General features: G+C 65.6%; 10 protein-coding genes and 2 pseudogenes. 9 read left to right on the forward strand and 3 right to left on the reverse strand.

All coding sequences use genetic code 11. The features are described from left to right. Nucleotides 1-87: 87 nt before the first annotated feature. Together ABZW16_RS38890 and ABZW16_RS38895 are read left to right on the forward strand one after the other, a co-directional pair. Nucleotides 88-2,793 (forward strand): annotated as a pseudogene (locus tag ABZW16_RS38890) (ATP-binding cassette domain-containing protein); the annotation flags it as partial. A gap of 96 nt (nucleotides 2,794-2,889) precedes the next feature. Then, a complete protein-coding gene (locus tag ABZW16_RS38895) occupies nucleotides 2,890-6,663 on the forward strand; it encodes a multifunctional oxoglutarate decarboxylase/oxoglutarate dehydrogenase thiamine pyrophosphate-binding subunit/dihydrolipoyllysine-residue succinyltransferase subunit (protein WP_354961149.1) in 3,774 nt (1,257 codons plus the stop codon). 104 nt (nucleotides 6,664-6,767) lie between these two features. On the opposite strand, the gene ABZW16_RS38900 is transcribed toward ABZW16_RS38895, so the two are convergent. Then, nucleotides 6,768-7,343 carry a TetR family transcriptional regulator gene (locus ABZW16_RS38900; RefSeq protein WP_354961150.1) on the reverse strand — a complete coding sequence of 192 codons (576 nt, stop codon included), beginning with the start codon at nucleotides 7,341-7,343 and terminating at the stop codon, nucleotides 6,768-6,770. A gap of 84 nt (nucleotides 7,344-7,427) precedes the next feature. Here ABZW16_RS38900 and ABZW16_RS38905 point away from each other — a divergent pair, with 84 nt between their 5' ends. Further along, nucleotides 7,428-7,754: a hypothetical protein gene (locus tag ABZW16_RS38905; protein WP_354961151.1), complete on the forward strand. Its 327-nt coding sequence runs from the start codon at nucleotides 7,428-7,430 to the stop codon at nucleotides 7,752-7,754. 31 nt (nucleotides 7,755-7,785) lie between these two features. On the opposite strand, the gene ABZW16_RS38910 is transcribed toward ABZW16_RS38905, so the two are convergent. After that, nucleotides 7,786-9,429, reverse strand: coding sequence for an alkaline phosphatase D family protein (locus tag ABZW16_RS38910; protein ID WP_354961152.1), 1,644 nt, complete (start codon nucleotides 9,427-9,429; stop codon nucleotides 7,786-7,788). A 113-nt stretch (nucleotides 9,430-9,542) separates the two neighbouring features. Between ABZW16_RS38910 and ABZW16_RS38915 the strand changes: the two genes are divergently transcribed. Together ABZW16_RS38915 and ABZW16_RS38920 are read left to right on the forward strand one after the other, a co-directional pair. Beyond that, nucleotides 9,543-9,914 carry a type II toxin-antitoxin system RelE/ParE family toxin gene (locus ABZW16_RS38915; RefSeq protein WP_354961153.1) on the forward strand — a complete coding sequence of 124 codons (372 nt, stop codon included), beginning with the start codon at nucleotides 9,543-9,545 and terminating at the stop codon, nucleotides 9,912-9,914. Further along, nucleotides 9,911-10,243, forward strand: a complete 333-nt coding sequence (locus ABZW16_RS38920; RefSeq protein WP_354961154.1) for a helix-turn-helix transcriptional regulator — start codon at nucleotides 9,911-9,913, stop codon at nucleotides 10,241-10,243. The genes ABZW16_RS38915 and ABZW16_RS38920 overlap by 4 nt, the downstream gene beginning before the upstream one ends. A 205-nt stretch (nucleotides 10,244-10,448) precedes the next feature. Here ABZW16_RS38920 and ABZW16_RS38925 read toward each other — a convergent pair whose 3' ends face one another. Then, a complete protein-coding gene (locus ABZW16_RS38925; protein WP_354961155.1) occupies nucleotides 10,449-11,084 on the reverse strand; it encodes a TetR/AcrR family transcriptional regulator in 636 nt (211 codons plus the stop codon). Between the two features lie 68 nt (nucleotides 11,085-11,152). Here ABZW16_RS38925 and ABZW16_RS38930 point away from each other — a divergent pair, with 68 nt between their 5' ends. The 4 genes and pseudogenes from ABZW16_RS38930 to ABZW16_RS38945 all read left to right on the forward strand — a co-directional run. Further along, entirely contained in the window at nucleotides 11,153-12,694 is a 1,542-nt protein-coding gene (locus ABZW16_RS38930) for an NAD(P)/FAD-dependent oxidoreductase (RefSeq protein ID WP_354961156.1), read from the forward strand. Nucleotides 12,695-12,717: 23 nt separating this feature from the next. Continuing rightward, a complete protein-coding gene (locus ABZW16_RS38935; RefSeq protein ID WP_354961158.1) occupies nucleotides 12,718-13,575 on the forward strand; it encodes an SDR family NAD(P)-dependent oxidoreductase in 858 nt (285 codons plus the stop codon). Nucleotides 13,576-13,626: 51 nt separating this feature from the next. After that, nucleotides 13,627-14,553: an alpha/beta hydrolase gene (locus ABZW16_RS38940; protein WP_354961157.1), complete on the forward strand. Its 927-nt coding sequence runs from the start codon at nucleotides 13,627-13,629 to the stop codon at nucleotides 14,551-14,553. Nucleotides 14,554-14,737: 184 nt separating this feature from the next. Next, nucleotides 14,738-15,643: pseudogene (locus ABZW16_RS38945) on the forward strand (AMP-binding protein); the annotation flags it as partial. Nucleotides 15,644-15,691 lie beyond the last annotated feature (48 nt).

The raw sequence follows: 15,691 nt of genomic DNA on the forward strand, positions 1-15,691 counted from the left end.
AATCACTAATACAGAGATCATGGCAACGAGTGCATCTTCAAATTGACCAGGATGAACGAAAATAATCCATATGATAAAGGTGCCACCCAGCCGATCCTGCGCGACCTCGACCTCACCGTGCACCCCGGCGAAACCGTGGCCATCATCGGTCCCGCGGGCTCCGGAAAGTCAACGCTGTCATTGCTGCTCCCCCGCTTCTACGCCCCTGACTCCGGGACCATTCGGCTGTTCGGAACCGAATCCATTACCGCTGCGGGCGAATTCGCCAGTTCGAGTGCGGGGGCCGCCCGCTCGAAAACCGCCAATCCAACGGCCGATCCGCGAGACGCCAAGGGCGTGGATATCGCCGACCTGCGCGCGGTCGATCTGCGCGCGGCGATCGGCGTGGTCTTCGACGACCCGTTCCTGTTCAGCGACACCATCGCTGCCAATATCGTCGTCGGCCGCCCCGCAGCCACCGACGCCGAAATCCGGCATGCCGCAAAGCTCGCCGCAGCCGACGAGTTCATCACCGAACTGCCCGACGGCTATGACACCGTGGTCGGCGAGCGCGGGTTGACCCTGTCCGGCGGGCAGCGGCAGCGGATCGCGCTGGCCCGAGCGCTATTGGCGCGGCCACGAATTCTGGTGCTCGATGACGCGACCTCCGCGGTCGACGCGGTCACCGAGGCGGCCATCTTCGACAGGCTGCCCGATGCGGGCAGCCGCACGACGCTGATCCTGGCACATCGGGAGTCCACACTCGCCCATGCGGATCGGGTGATCCGGCTCCCCGGCCCGGCTACATACGCAACCGACGCAGCCGCCCCGGTCGCGCCGGCCGGTCTCGGCCGCGCCACGACGGCCACCAGCGGACCGGGCGGATTCTCGGGCGCGGCAGCCGATCTCAGCGAAACTCCCGAATTGCGCCGCACCATCGAGCGTCTACCACCCGCCACCGAACAACCCGGGCTCGACGATGAGCAACTGCGCCGACCCGATCCCGAGTTCCGGCTCGCTCGGCTGCTGCGGCCGGTGCGCTGGCTGGTGCTGAGCGTCATCACCCTGCTCGCACTCGACACACTGATCGGCGTCGCCTTCCCGCCGATCGTGCGCTACGCCATCGATACCGGTGTGAGCGGCCATGATTCGGTCGCCCTCGCCCGCGCCGGAGCGCTCGGGGCGGTACTGGTGGTCCTCGGCCTCGCGGTCGGCGCGGCGACCACCGTACTCACCGCGCGCACCGGCGAACGCGTGCTCTACGGCCTGCGTGTGCGCAGCTACGCGCATCTGCAGCGGCTGGGTCTGGACTACTACGAACGCGAGCTGTCCGGTCGCATCATGACCCGGATGACCACCGATGTGGACGCGCTGTCGACCTTCCTGCAGACCGGCGTGGCGACCACGCTGATCGGCCTGCTCACCCTGGTCGGGATCGCGGTGGCACTGCTGGTCATCGATGCCTCGCTGGCCACGGTGGTGCTGATCGCGCTGCCGCCGCTGCTGGTGGCGACGATGCTCTTCCGCCGGGTCTCCACCACCGCGTACACCGTCTCGCGCGAACACGTCTCGACCGTCAACGCCGACTTCCAGGAGAATGTCTCCGGCCTGCGCGCCGTCCAGGCCAACCGACACGAGCCGGTCGCCGCCCGCCGCTTCGCCGAATACTCCGATCGCTACCGCACCAGCCGGATGCGCGCCCAGCGGGCCATCGCGATGTACTTCGCCTTCGTCATTGCATGGGCCGATCTGGCGTTGGCCGCGGTCGTGTACTTCGGCGCCCGCGAGGTTGCCGAGGACGCGACCACCGCGGGCACCCTCATCGCCTTCGTGCTGTATCTGCAGTTGCTCTTCGGCCCGATCCTGCAGTTGTCCCAGGTATTCGACGGCTATCAGCAGGCGCGCGTCGGCCTGCGGCGCATCGGCGATCTGCTGCGCACCCCGTCCTCGATCGCCGCCGATCCACCGGACGCGGTCGCGATCGACCACCGCCTGTGCGGCGAGGTCGTCCTCGACGACATCCACTTCCACTACCCGGGCACCGAAAAACCCGCACTCGACGGGGTATCCCTGCGCATCCCGCCGGGATCGACGCTGGCGCTGGTCGGCCCGACCGGTGCGGGCAAGTCGACCATCGTCAAACTGCTGGCCCGGCTCTACGACCTACCCGACGACGCCGAGCCAACCGGCACCATCCACGTCGACGGCATCGATATCCGGCACTACCGCCTGGCCGACTACCGCTCCCGGCTCGGCATAGTCCCCCAGGAAGCTCACCTGTTCACCGGCGATGTCGCCAGCAACATTGCCTTCGGGAAACCATCCGCGACCGAAGCGGAGATCGCGGCCGCCGCCACCGCGGTCGGTGCGGCCGACATGATCGCCGCGCTGCGGCAGGGCATGCACCACCCGGTCGGCGAGCGCGGCCGCGGCCTCTCGGCGGGCCAACGCCAACTGATCGCACTGGCCCGTGCCGAACTCGTGCGCCCTGATCTGCTGCTGCTCGATGAGGCCACCGCGACCCTCGACCCGGAGACCGAGGCATCGGTCCTGGTAGCGAGCCGATCGCTGACCCGGGACCGCACCACCGTCGTCGTCGCGCACCGGCTCGGCACCGCCGCGCGCGCCGATCGGATCGCCGTGGTCGAACACGGACGAATCGCCGAAATCGGACCGCACGAGGTGCTGCTGGCGGCCGATGGGCCCTATGCCCAGCTCTGGGCGGCGGCCAGCGAAGCGGGGGGAATATTCTCGAGCAAGGACGGGTCGTCATCTTTGGGAGCGGGTTTGTCCGGTGGTCAGTCGGTCCGCTGATTTGCTGCTGGGCCTATCCTCAGAGAGGGCGCATCGGCGCGCATCCGCTGATCCCCGTGCCGGGCACGTCACAAACGTCGCAGCGCGAAGAACGAAATGAGGCGAACACCTGCTGTGAGCAGCTCAACTTCCCAGTTCGGACAGAACCAGTGGCTAGTCGATGAGATGTATCAGAAGTACAAACAGGATCCATCTTCAGTAGACGCGAGTTGGCACGAGTTCCTCGCCGATTACACGCCCGAAGTCGCGGGTGATTCTGGTAACAGTCAGGCCGCCGCGCCCGCGGCCGCGCCCGCGCAGGTGGCCACCCCGGCCCCGGCCCCCGCGCCGGTGAACGCGGCCCCCGCGGCACCTGCCTCGGCGGCACCTGCCCCGGCGGCCCCCAAGCCTCCCGCACCCGCGCCGGTCACCACCCGCGCGCGGCAGACGACTCCCGCGCCGACCTCGAATGCCACGCCCACCTCCGGCGCACCGAAGCCCGCCGACACCGCGACCGACGAGGCGAAGGTCCTGCGCGGCCCGGCCGCCGCCGTGGTCAAGAACATGTCCGCGTCGCTGGCCATCCCGACCGCGACCAGCGTGCGCGCCATTCCGGCGAAGCTGATGATCGACAACCGCCTGGTCATCAACAACCACCTCGCCCGCACCCGCGGCGGCAAGATCTCCTTCACCCACCTGCTCGGCTACGCGATCGTGCAGGCGGTCAAGTCTTTCCCGAATCTGAACCGGCACTTCGCCGAGATCGACGGCAAGCCCAACGCGATCACCCCCGCGCACACCAACCTCGGTCTGGCCATCGACCTGCAGGGCAAGGACGGCAACCGCTCGCTGGCCGTCGCGGCCATCAAGGGCTGCGAGACCATGACCTTCGGGCAGTTCCACACCGCCTACGAGGACGTTGTGCGGCGCGCCCGCGACGGCAAGCTCGGCATCGATGACTTCACCGGCGTCACCATCTCGCTGACCAACCCGGGCACCATCGGTACTGTGCACTCGGTGCCGCGGCTGATGCTGGGCCAGGGCGCGATCGTCGGCGCCGGCGCGATGGAGTACCCCGCCGAATTCCAGGGCATGAGCGACGAGCGCATCAATGAACTCGGCGTCGGCAAGCTGATGACCCTGACCTCGACCTACGACCACCGCATCATCCAGGGCGCGGAATCCGGCGACTTCCTGCGGACCATCCACAACCTGCTGATCAGCGACGAGTTCTACGACGAGATCTTCCACGGCCTTGGCGTGCCCTACGAGCCGGTGCGCTGGCGCAAGGACGTCAAGGAACGCGGCGTCGACAAGAGCACCCGTGTGCTCGAGATGATCGCGGCCTACCGCAACCGCGGCCACCTGATGGCCGACACCGATCCGCTGCGGCTGGTCAAGGACAAGTTCCGCAGCCATCCGGACCTCGATGTCACCCAGCACGGCCTCACCCTCTGGGACCTGGACCGCACCTTCGATGTCGCGGGCTTCCACGGCCAGGAGCGGATGAAGCTGCGCGATGTGCTCTCGGTGCTGCGCGATGCCTACTGCCGCCACGTCGGTGTGGAGTACACCCACATCCTGGAAACCGAGCAGCTGCAGTGGATTCAGGAGCGGGTCGAGCAGAAGCACGTCAAGCCGACTGTCGCACAGCAGAAGTACATCCTGAACCGGTTGAATGCGGCGGAGGCCTTCGAAACCTTCCTGCAAACCAAGTACGTCGGGCAGAAGCGCTTCTCGCTCGAGGGCGCCGAGGCCGTCATCCCGATGATGGATGCCACCATCGACCAGTGCGCCGAGCATTCGCTCGACGAGGTCGTCATCGGTATGCCGCACCGCGGTCGCCTCAATGTGCTCGCCAATATCGTCGGCAAGCCGTACTCGAAGATCTTCACCGAGTTCGAGGGCAATATGAACCCGGCCGCCACCCACGGCTCCGGCGATGTGAAGTACCACCTCGGCGCGCGCGGCACCTACCTGCAGATGTTCGGCGACAACGAGATCGAGGTCTCGCTCACCGCCAACCCCTCGCATCTGGAGGCGGTCGACCCGGTGCTCGAGGGTCTGGTGCGCGCCAAGCAGGACCTGCTGGACAAGGGCGACGGGCCGGAGGGCTTCTCCGTCATGCCGCTGATGCTGCACGGTGACGCCGCGTTCGCGGGTCAGGGTGTGGTCGCGGAGACGCTGAACCTGTCGGGGCTGCGTGGTTACCGGGTCGGCGGCACCATCCACATCGTGGTGAACAACCAGATCGGCTTCACCACCGCACCGGAGAACAGCCGCTCCACCGAATACTCCACCGATATCGCGAAGTTCATCGGCGCGCCGGTCTTCCACGTGAACGGTGACGATCCGGAGGCCTGCGACTGGGTCGCGCGTCTGGCGGTGGACTTCCGCCAGAAGTTCCGCAAGGACGTCGTGATCGACATGGTCTGCTACCGGCGTCGCGGCCACAACGAGGGCGACGACCCGTCGATGACCCAGCCGGAAATGTATGACGTCATCGACACCAAGCGCTCGGTGCGCAAGGCATACACCGAGAGCCTGATCGGCCGTGGCGATATCTCGCTCAAAGAGGCCGAGGACGCGCTGCGTGACTACCAGGGTCAGCTGGAGCGGGTCTTCAACGAGGTTCGCGAGCTGGAGAAGTACGTCCCGGAGCCGAGCGAATCGGTCGAGGACGACCAGCAGGTGCCGACCACGATCCTGACCGCCGTCGACAAGACGGTGCTGCAGCGCATCGGCGATGCATTCCTCAATGTGCCGGACGGCTTCAACGTGCACCCGCGCGTCAAGCCGGTGCTGGAGAAGCGCCGCGAAATGGCCTACGAGGGCAAGGTCGACTGGGCCTTCGCCGAACTGCTCGCCTTCGGCACGCTGATAGACGAGGGTCGTGCGGTGCGCCTGACGGGCCAGGACTCGCGTCGTGGCACGTTCACCCAGCGGCATTCGGTGATCATCGACCGCAAGACGGCCGAGGAGTACACCCCGCTGCACAACATCGGTAGCACCACTCCGGGTTGGTTCGCGGTGCACGACTCGGCGCTGAGCGAATATGCCGCCGTCGGCTTCGAATACGGCTACTCGCTGGGCAACCCGGACGCACTTGTGTTGTGGGAGGCGCAGTTCGGTGACTTCGTCAACGGTGCGCAGTCCATCATCGACGAGTTCATCTCCTCCGGTGAGGCCAAGTGGGGTCAGCTGTCGGAGGTCGTGCTGCTGCTGCCGCACGGACACGAGGGACAGGGCCCGGACCACACCTCCGGTCGCATCGAGCGCTTCCTGCAGCTGTGCGCCGAGGGCTCGATGACGGTCGCCGTGCCGTCCACCCCGGCGAACTACTTCCACCTGCTGCGCCGCCACGCGCTCGACGGCATCCGCCGTCCGCTGATCGTCTTCACCCCGAAGTCGATGCTGCGCAATAAGGCCGTGGTCTCGGACCTGAAGGACTTCACCGAATCGAAGTTCCGCTCGGTCTTCGACGAGCCCACCTACGAACAGGGCATCGGCGACCGCAATAAGGTCAAGCGCGTCCTGCTCACCAGCGGCAAGCTCTACTACGAGCTGGTCGCCGAAAAGGCCAAGCAGAAGCGCGAAGACGTCGCCATCGTCCGCATCGAGCAGCTCTACCCGCTGCCCAAGTTCCGCCTCAACGAGGCACTTGCGGGCTACCCCAACGCGACCGATATCGCCTGGGTCCAAGAGGAACCGGCCAACCAGGGCGCCTGGCCCTTCTTCGGCCTGAACCTCCCGGAACTCCTTCCGGAGCGCTTCACGAAGTTGCGCCGCATTTCCCGCCGCGCCATGTCGGCTCCCTCCTCGGGTTCGTCGAAGGTGCACGCCGTGGAGCAGGCGGAAATCGTCGCCGAGGCCTTCGAGCCGACCGCGTAGTCGCCGCACCCCAACGCCGGGCCGAATCCGCTCTTCCGCAGAGCGATTCGGCCCGGCGTTCTTTGTATCTGGGTAGCCGCGCACCCCTCTGACCGCTGGCGCGGTTAGTGGGTGGGTTCTGGGGGGTCGCGGGCGATGGCGTGGATGGCGCGGCGGAGGAGGGCGGTGATGTGGGCTGGTGGGGCGTCGGACAGGGCGTCGAGTTGGAGTAGGTGTCGGCCGATGACGGTGCCGATGGTGAGGGCTCCGATGAGGCCGGCGCGGAGGGTTGCGTCGTCGGGGGCGAGGTGTTGGGCGGCCTGTTGTTGGCGGGCGACCATGGCGGATCGGACCTCGGCGGCGGCATCGGGGTGGGTGAGCATGGAGCGGATCGCGGTCAGTGCGTCGGTGGGCTGCTCGCCGAGTTTCTGTTCGAGTGCGGCCAGTAGTTGTTCGGCCGCCTCCGGCGGCGTCCCGGTGATCAGTTCATCCGGTTCGAGATGTGCGACCTGGGCGAACAAGTTGTCCTTGGATCCGAAGTAGCGCATCACCAGGCCCGGGTCGGTGTCGGCCGCCGCCGCGATCGCGCGGATGGTGGCCCGGTCATAGCCGACCTCCGCGAACAGCTGCCGCGCCGCATCCAAGATCCGGGCCTGGGTGCGGTCGCGCTGGTCGGCGCGGCGGGTGGGATGGGAACTCATGCATTCAGTCTACGATCGTTGACTGAACACGGATGAGCCGCTAGCATTCAGTCAACGATTGTTGACTGAAAATAGGTGGCCGATATGTGGCACACAGTCCTGCTGTCCGCGCTCGCCGGTGTGATGGGCGCCAATGCCGTCCCGCATTTCGTCAAAGGCATGGTCGGCGAACAATTTCCGAATGTGTGGGGTAACGATTCGCTGCGCAATGCCGTGGCCGGCACCTTGGGTCTCGCCCTCGCGGTGCTGATCGGTTACTGGGCCGATCTGCCCGCCCACGCCCTTGCCGGTATCGGCGGCGCCGTTGCCGGGGCGCTGCTCATGGCCGTGTTCCACGGGCTCGGCGGTGCGTATCGCCTCAACTCCGCCCTGAATCTGGCCAATCCGCCACGCGCCGCCGCCAGGCGTTGACCTACTTCCTGGTCATGAACGCCGAGGAGTCTCAGCGCGGCGGCGGGCCCGCGGTTCCAGCTCCGGAATGTTGCCCGGCCAAGCTGTCGGAGCCCGACACCTCCGTGACATCGGGAACCCGGTTCTCGACGACAAACGCGGCGCGAGTGTGTATAGGCGCGCCGGGACGGTTGACGTAAGGGACTACTCGGAAGTCGTTGCGCCACAATCCGTGGTCCAGCGAGACCCGGGAGTAGCCACGTTGGGAGTTGAAGAACTTCAGGTCGGGATTGGCGGCCAGGAGAGTGCGGCCGGTCGGGGTCATATTCTTTCCGTTGCCACCGGTAGTGATGGAGGTGCCGATGAATTCGGAGGCCACGACCGGGGATTCGGGGTTCGAGTAGTCCGCGCGGAGGTTGGCGGCGTGGTTCTGGTGGCGGTCGCCGGTGATGACCACCAGATTGTGCACGCCGCGGTCGGCGGCGGCGCCGAGGATGGTGTTGCGGTCGGATACGTAGCCGTCCCAGGAGTCGGTGCCGGTCGCGACGCCGGGGCCGAGGTCATAGTCGGATTGGCCCATGGAGACCTGGTTGCCCAGGATCTGCCAGCGGGTGGTGGACTTACTGAAGCCATCGATCAGCCAATCACGTTGCTGCGCACCGAGAATCGTGCGGTCCGAGGCGAAGCGGTCGGGGCAGTCCGAGACCAGACCGCCGTCGCCACAAGCCTGCGCCGTGCGGTACTGGCGGGTGTCCAGCATGGTGATTTCGGCGAGGTCGCCGAAGCTGTAGCGGCGGTGGATGTGTATGGTCGAGCCGGAGGGCAGGGCCGCGATGCGCAAGGGCTGATGTTCGTACATTGCCTGGAAGGCAGCGGCACGGCGGCCGCGAAAGAGCTTGGGAATGCGGTAGATATCGAATCCGATACCGGGTGAATCTCCCGCCCAGTTGTTGTCGACCTCGTGATCGTCGAAGGTGACGAGCCAGGGGAAGGCGGCATGGGCGGCGCGCAACGGGCGCTCGGCCTTGGCCTGGGCATAGCGCAGTCGGTAGCCGGGCAGATCGACGGCTTCGGCTTGGAATTGCGGCTCCACCGACATGCCGACGCGACCGCGCGTCCAGCCTCGTTCGTAGATGTAATCACCAAGGTGCACAACCAGATCGAGATCTTCGGTACTCATGTGCTGATACGCGGTGTAGTAGCCGGAACTCCACGATTGACAGGAGGCGAAAGCGAAACGCATGCGCGCCGTTGGCTGCCCCAGCGCGGGGGCGGTGCGGGTCCGGCCGATCGGTGAGATCGCCGAGCCCGCGCGAAATCGGTAGAAGTACCAGCGATTCGGCTCCAACCCGCCTACTTCGGGGTGCACGGAATGCGCGAGTTCACGGGTCGCGACGGCCGTCCCCCGCGCCACCACCTGCCGAAACTGCTCATCGTGCGCGACTTCCCAGTCCACGCTCACCGGATGCTGCGCCATCCCGCCGAGCCCATCCGGTGCGAACGGATCCGGCGCCAGCCGCGTCCACAACACCACCCCATCCGGCACCGGATCCCCCGAAGCCACCCCCAACGTAAACGGATCCCCCAACCACCGCGGCGCCCGAAACCGCGCACTACTCGCCGCAGACGCCCCCACCAACACCGCAACCGACCCAGCGGCACCGAACCGCAACAACTTCCGCCGCGACAGACCCATACGTCAGGGTATCCCCATCAACGCCGCCGCCCGCCTACGAGTTCACTGTGACGATGCACGGTCACGTCGGGTACACCGATTGCGAGTATGACAATTAAGTTATACTCGTGTCGGTGAGCTGGGAGATCAGTCTTCATCCGGAGGTGGAATCGTGGTACTTGGCGATCTGCGTGAGTGATCCCGAAACAGGCGATCTGATCGAGGATGCACTCGATCAACTTGCCGAAGAAGGCCCCTGCGCTGGGCGGCCGTTGGTCGACCGGATCAAGGGCAGCAGCTATCACAACATGAAAGAGTTGAGACCTCCCTCGACTGGGACTACCGAGATCCGAATGCTCTTCGCATTCGACCCAGCCAGAGAGGCAATCGTCCTCGTCGCGGGAGACAAGTCGGGTAACTGGCAGAAGTGGTATCGCGATGCGATCCCATTGGCCGACAGGCGTTTCATGGAGCACCTCGAAGCGCTAGAGGAGCAACAACGATGAGTACCGAATATGTGAAGTGGAAAGACGTCAGGGCGAAGGCGAGGGCAGTCGACCCACGCACCGATGCCGAGCGGAAAGCGGGCGCGGCTGCGGCGCGCGAGCGACGCGAGGCGTATGTGCGGGGGCATCAGCTGGCCGAGATGCGTAAGGCGGCGGGTCTCACACAAGTAAATCTGGCCGAAGCACTCGGCGTATCGCAGGCCAGGATCTCGAAGATCGAACGCGGCGAGATCGCCGGAATCGACACCGTCAAGGCCTATGTCACAGCACTCGGCGGGACAATCGAAGTCGTTGTCACTCTCGGGGACCGAACCTGGAAAGTCGCCTGACCTCGAACTAGCCCTAGCCCCGCCGCATCGACATGGCGTCGTACTCGAATGCGCGCCGGAATCGAGACGGCGATGCGCTCGAGGGTACGGTCCGCCCGCGCCCCTGCCGCTGACTCGGACTCCAAGCCCAGTCCTTCGATTCGGCACAATGGCCGGTCCGCGACACTTTTTTACGCGATCTTCCAGAAGTACTCGAAACCGCAGATCACCCACGCAGCGCGGCAGCCAGTGCGGGATTGAGCGAAAGTGCCAGTGCGAGTAGGGATTCGACCAGCAGGTCGACCAACTGTTCGCGGGTGATCATTTCGTGGCGGAGCCAGATGAGAGTGGTCTCCTCGACGAAGGCGATCCAGCCGCGCACGGCGAGGATGAGGCGGGGGCGGTCGGTGTCCGGAATATCGACGGGCACTTCGGTCAGGATGATGTCGATGATGACATTGCGAGTCTGGTCGACGAGCGGGAGCACCTCGGCGCTCACACTGGTCGGGCCGCGCAGTAGCGATACATACGAATTGCGGTTCTCGCCGACGTATTCGATGTAGCGCTCGATCGAATCGCGCAGCATCTCGAACACCCCGAGTGAGCGGTCGGGTGCGATGCGCTCCAGTAGCTCGGCATTGGCGTGGCGGACAATCGCCAGCTGGAAGTCCTGTTTGGTCGGGAAGTAGTGGAAGAGCAGGCCGCGGGAGATCCCGGCCGCTTCGGCGATTTCGGTGATCGAGATGTCCTCGATGGCGCGGTCACCAAGCATCTCGGCACCCAAGGTGATCAGCTGCGTGCGACGTTCTTCCGGGCTGAGGCGGGTTCGCTTCACCACTTCACCGGCACCTTTGCGACTCACACGAACATCTTACTGAACGATGGTCAATACTGTTGACTCGTGCTCAATAAGACCGTACGCTGCCTTATATGAGTCGCAAGGTTACAGACAAAGCTGTCGACGACCGGCCAGCCCGCCACGTCAAGACCATCATCATCGGCAGCGGTTTCGCCGGTCTGGGCCTGGCGATCCGGCTGAGCCAGCAGGGCCGCAACGACTATCTCGTGCTGGAACGCGGCAGCGATGTCGGCGGCACCTGGCGCGACAACACCTATCCCGGTGCCGCCTGCGATGTGCCTTCGCATCTGTACTCGTACTCATTCGCACTGAATCCGAACTGGTCGCGCTCGTTCTCCAAGCAGGGCGAGATCCAGCGGTACATCCAGGGCGTCGCGCGCGAGTACAACGTGCTCGACAAGCACCTGTTCAACTGCGACGTCACCGGCGCACGCTGGAACAATGCCACCAACCTGTGGCATATCGAATCCACTCAGGGCAGCTTCACCGCGAATACCGTGGTCTCCGCGGTCGGCGCGCTCTGCGAACCGGCACTGCCGGATATCAAGGGCATCAACGGTTTCGAGGGCGAGATCTTCCACTCGGCCCGCTGGAACCACGCCGCCGACCTGAAGGGCAAGCGCGTCGCCATCATCGGCACCGGCGCCTCCGCCATCCAGATCGTGCCGTCCATCGCGCCGGATGTCACCCACCTGGACGTCTACCAGCGCACCGCCCCCTGGCTGCTCCCCCGTTTCGACCGCCCCTACACGCTGCCAGAGCGCCTTGCATTCCGGCACATTCCCGGCTTCCAGCGCCTATCCCGCGCCGCCATCTACGCCGCGCGCGAGACCCAGGTCGTCGGCCTCGCCAAGGTCCCCGCGCTGATGCAGGCCTTCGAACTGCTCGCCAAGACCAAGCTCCAGCTGGAGATCCGCGATCCGCAGCTGCGCGAGAAGGTCACCCCGAACTTCCGCATCGGCTGCAAGCGCATGCTGATCTCCAACGACTACTACCCGGCGCTGAGCCGCCCGAATGTGGATCTGATCACCGACGGCATCGCCGAGGTGCGCGCGAACTCCATCGTCACCAAGGACGGCACCGAGCGCGAGATCGACGCCCTGATCGTGGCGACCGGCTTCTACGTCACCGATTCACCGACCTACAACACCATTTCGGGCAAGGACGGCCGCACCCTGGCCGAGGTGTTCGACGAGATCGGCCAGCAGGGCTACAAGGGCTCGACGGTCGCCAACTTCCCGAATATGTTCTTCCTACTCGGCCCGAATGTCGGCCTCGGCCACACCTCGATGGTGTACATGATCGAATCACAGATCAACTACATCGCCGACGCATTGTCCACCTTTGATCGCCTCGGCCTGCGTACTGTCGAGGTGAAGCGCGAGGTGCAGGACTCCTACAACAAGGAGTTACAGCGCAAACTGGTGAAGAGCGTATGGAGCACCGGCGGCTGCGCCAGCTGGTACCTGGACAAGCACGGCAACAACACCACGCTGTGGCCGGACTTCACGTTCGAATTCCGTAGGCTCACAAAGAGTTTCGACGTCTCCGCCTACGAGACCGCGACCGTCGAAACATCCAGCAACGACCTCGAGGTGGTGGCAGCACAGTGAATACAGCGTCGCGAAGCGATTCCATGGGGGGCGGCGGTCGGGCGACGGGCGGGCGCAATGATGCTTACTTCAGGGGCAAGGTCTGTGTGATCACGGGAGCGGGCTCCGGCATCGGCCGCGCCCTCGCCGAGAACCTGGCCAGGCGCGGCGCCAAACTCGCGCTCTCCGATATCGACACCGACGGCCTGGCCGAGACCGTGCGCCGCTGCGAGGTATACGGGGCCGAGATCAAGTCCGATCGGCTGAATGTGGTCGAGCGCGAAGCGGTGCTGCTCTACGCCGACGCCGTCAAGGCGCACTTCGGCACGGTGCACCAGATCTACAACAATGCGGGCATCGCCTACCACGGTGAGGTCATCCGCTCGGAGTTCAAGGACATCGAGCGCATCATGGACGTCGACTTCTGGGGCGTCGTCAATGGCACCAAGGCGTTCCTGCCGCTGCTGATCGAATCCGGCGATGGCCACGTCGTCAATGTGTCCAGCCTGTTCGGCCTCATCGCCGTACCGGGCCAGAGTGCCTACAACGCAGCCAAGTTCGCGGTGCGCGGCTTCACCGAATCGCTGCGCCAGGAGATGCTGGTCGGCAAGCATCCGGTCAAGGTGACCTGTGTGCATCCCGGCGGTATCAAGACCGCCGTTGCCCGCAATGCCACCTACGCCGATGGCGTCGACGGTGCCAGCGCGGCATCGATGTTCGACAAGAAGCTGGCCATTCACACGCCGGAGATGGCCGCCCAGACCATCACCGAGGGCGTCGGCAAGGGTCACGGCCGAGTGCTGATCGGCTGGGAGGCCAAGGTGCTGGACCTGTTCGTCCGGGTCACCGCCTCCGGCTATCAGCGCATCGCCGCCGTCGTGAACCGTCGCATCCTGCCCTGAGCTCTGCTGCCCCGGGGTCCGGAAGCGGACGCCGGGAATCGAGGAAAACCCATGCGTGACATCAATATTCCGCTGCCCATCGCGCGGACGCTGCTGAGTCCGATCTTCCGTATCACGCTGAACGCGCGGCTGCCCTGGCAGCTGCAGCGCCTGCTGCTCGATATCGGTTCGCGCGCGCAGTTCCTTCCCTCCGATACGACCGTGCACCGGCTCCGGCTCGGCGGCAGGCCCGCGGAACGGATCACCGCGGGTCCGCAGCTGCCGAGCCGCACCAGGGGTGCCGTGCTCTACCTGCACGGCGGCGGCTACGCGATCGGATCGCTTGCGACGCACCGCTCGCTCGCCGCCCGGCTGGCTCACGAAACCGGTTGCGCCGTCTATGTTCTCGACTACCGGCTGGCACCGGAGCACCCGTTCCCGGCCGGACTCGACGACGCCGAAGCGGCCTTCCTGGAGCTGGTCGGCAATATCGGCTACCGACCCGAACAGATCGCGCTATCAGGGGATTCGGCGGGCGGCGGACTATCGCTGGCCACCGCACAGCGGCTGATCGCCGGGCACGGGTACACCCCGGCCGCGCTCGGCTTGATCGCGCCGTGGGTCGACCCGAATCAGGTCCCCGAGCAGTCGCGCGATCTGGTCATCAACCGGCCGTGGTCGCGCGCCTGTGCCGCCGCCTATCTCGGCGACGGCGACGGCAAGGACACCGGCTACGCGCCGCTGCACGGTGTGCTGGCCGGATTGCCGCCGACGTACGTGCAGGTCGATATCAGCGAAATGCTGCATGCCCAATGTGTCGAATTCGTTGCGGCGCTGCGGGTGGCGGGCGTGCCCACCCGGTTCATCGAGAGCCAGGGGCTATGGCACGTCGCGCAGCTGCAGGCCGCGCTCGTTGGACCGGCCGCGGCGGCACTGACCGAATTGGCCGACTTCCTGCGGGAAGCCATCCAGCCGGTTGCCCTGCGCGACCTAGGATAGACAGTGTCTCACCTGCGCTCGTTCAAACGCACGAAACGCAAGAGCGACTCCGTCCCACCGCGTCCGACCGGACCTCGACCGGCCCGCCGATGCCGAACCGGACCGGTGTTTCGGTGGCCGGAGTGACGTCCCGGTCACAGGTGTCGTAAATTACTGACGAGTAAACCCACGTGGAAGGGCACTGATGCGAGAGTTCGAAGTCCCGGCTTCCTACACCATCCCGGAAGACGCGAATAATTCCGATAACGTCTTCCGGCACGCCGAGCAGTCGCCCGGCGCGGTGCTGTTCAACGTCACCGGCGATGGCGGTTGGCGGGATATCAAGGCGGCGGAATTCGCGAAGGCGGTCACCGGGGTAGCCAAGGGCCTCATCGCCTCGGGTCTCGAACTCGGCGACCGCGTCGCCATCATGGCCCCGACCCGCTACGAATGGGTGCTGCTCGACTTCGCCGTCTGGGCCGCCGGTGGCTGCACCGTCGCGATCTACGACAGCTCGGCCGCCGAACAGGCCAAGTGGATCCTGCAGGACTCCGCCACCAAACTGCTGGTGGTCGACAGCGATAAGCACCGCAGGGTCATCGACGAGATCGAGGCGGGCGCGCTGCCGGATCTGCAGGAGACGCTGCAGATCGATAAGGGCGCGGTCGATGAGCTGATCGCGCGCGGCGCGGACCTCGACGACGCGGTCGTGCACGCGCGCCGGGCCGAGGTCAATGCCAAATCCCCGGCCACCCTGATCTACACCTCGGGCACCACCGGCCGCCCCAAGGGCGTCATGCTCTCGCACTCGAACCTCTACGCGGAGTCGAAGTCCGACCGGCTCGCCCTGAGCAAGTACGTCGCCGAAGGCAAGAAGACGCTGATGTTCCTGCCGCTGGCGCACGTCTTCGCGCGCGCCGTCACGCTGGCCGCGTTCGACGCCAAGGTGATCGTCGCATTCAGCTCCGACTGGTCCACTCTGGTCGAACAGTTCGGCAGCTACCGCCCGCACTTCATCCTCGCGGTGCCACGCGTATTCGAGAAGGTCTTCAACAGCGCCAAGCAGAAGGCGCATGACGGCGGCAAGGGCAAGATCTTCGACGCGGCCGCCGAATGAATAGCAAGTTTTTTACTGAAAGCGAATTTTTAAGTGGTAAAC

Origin of the sequence: Nocardia sp. NPDC004604 (assembly GCF_040609795.1) — a bacterium.
Taxonomy (GTDB): Bacteria; Actinomycetota; Actinomycetes; order Mycobacteriales; family Mycobacteriaceae; genus Nocardia.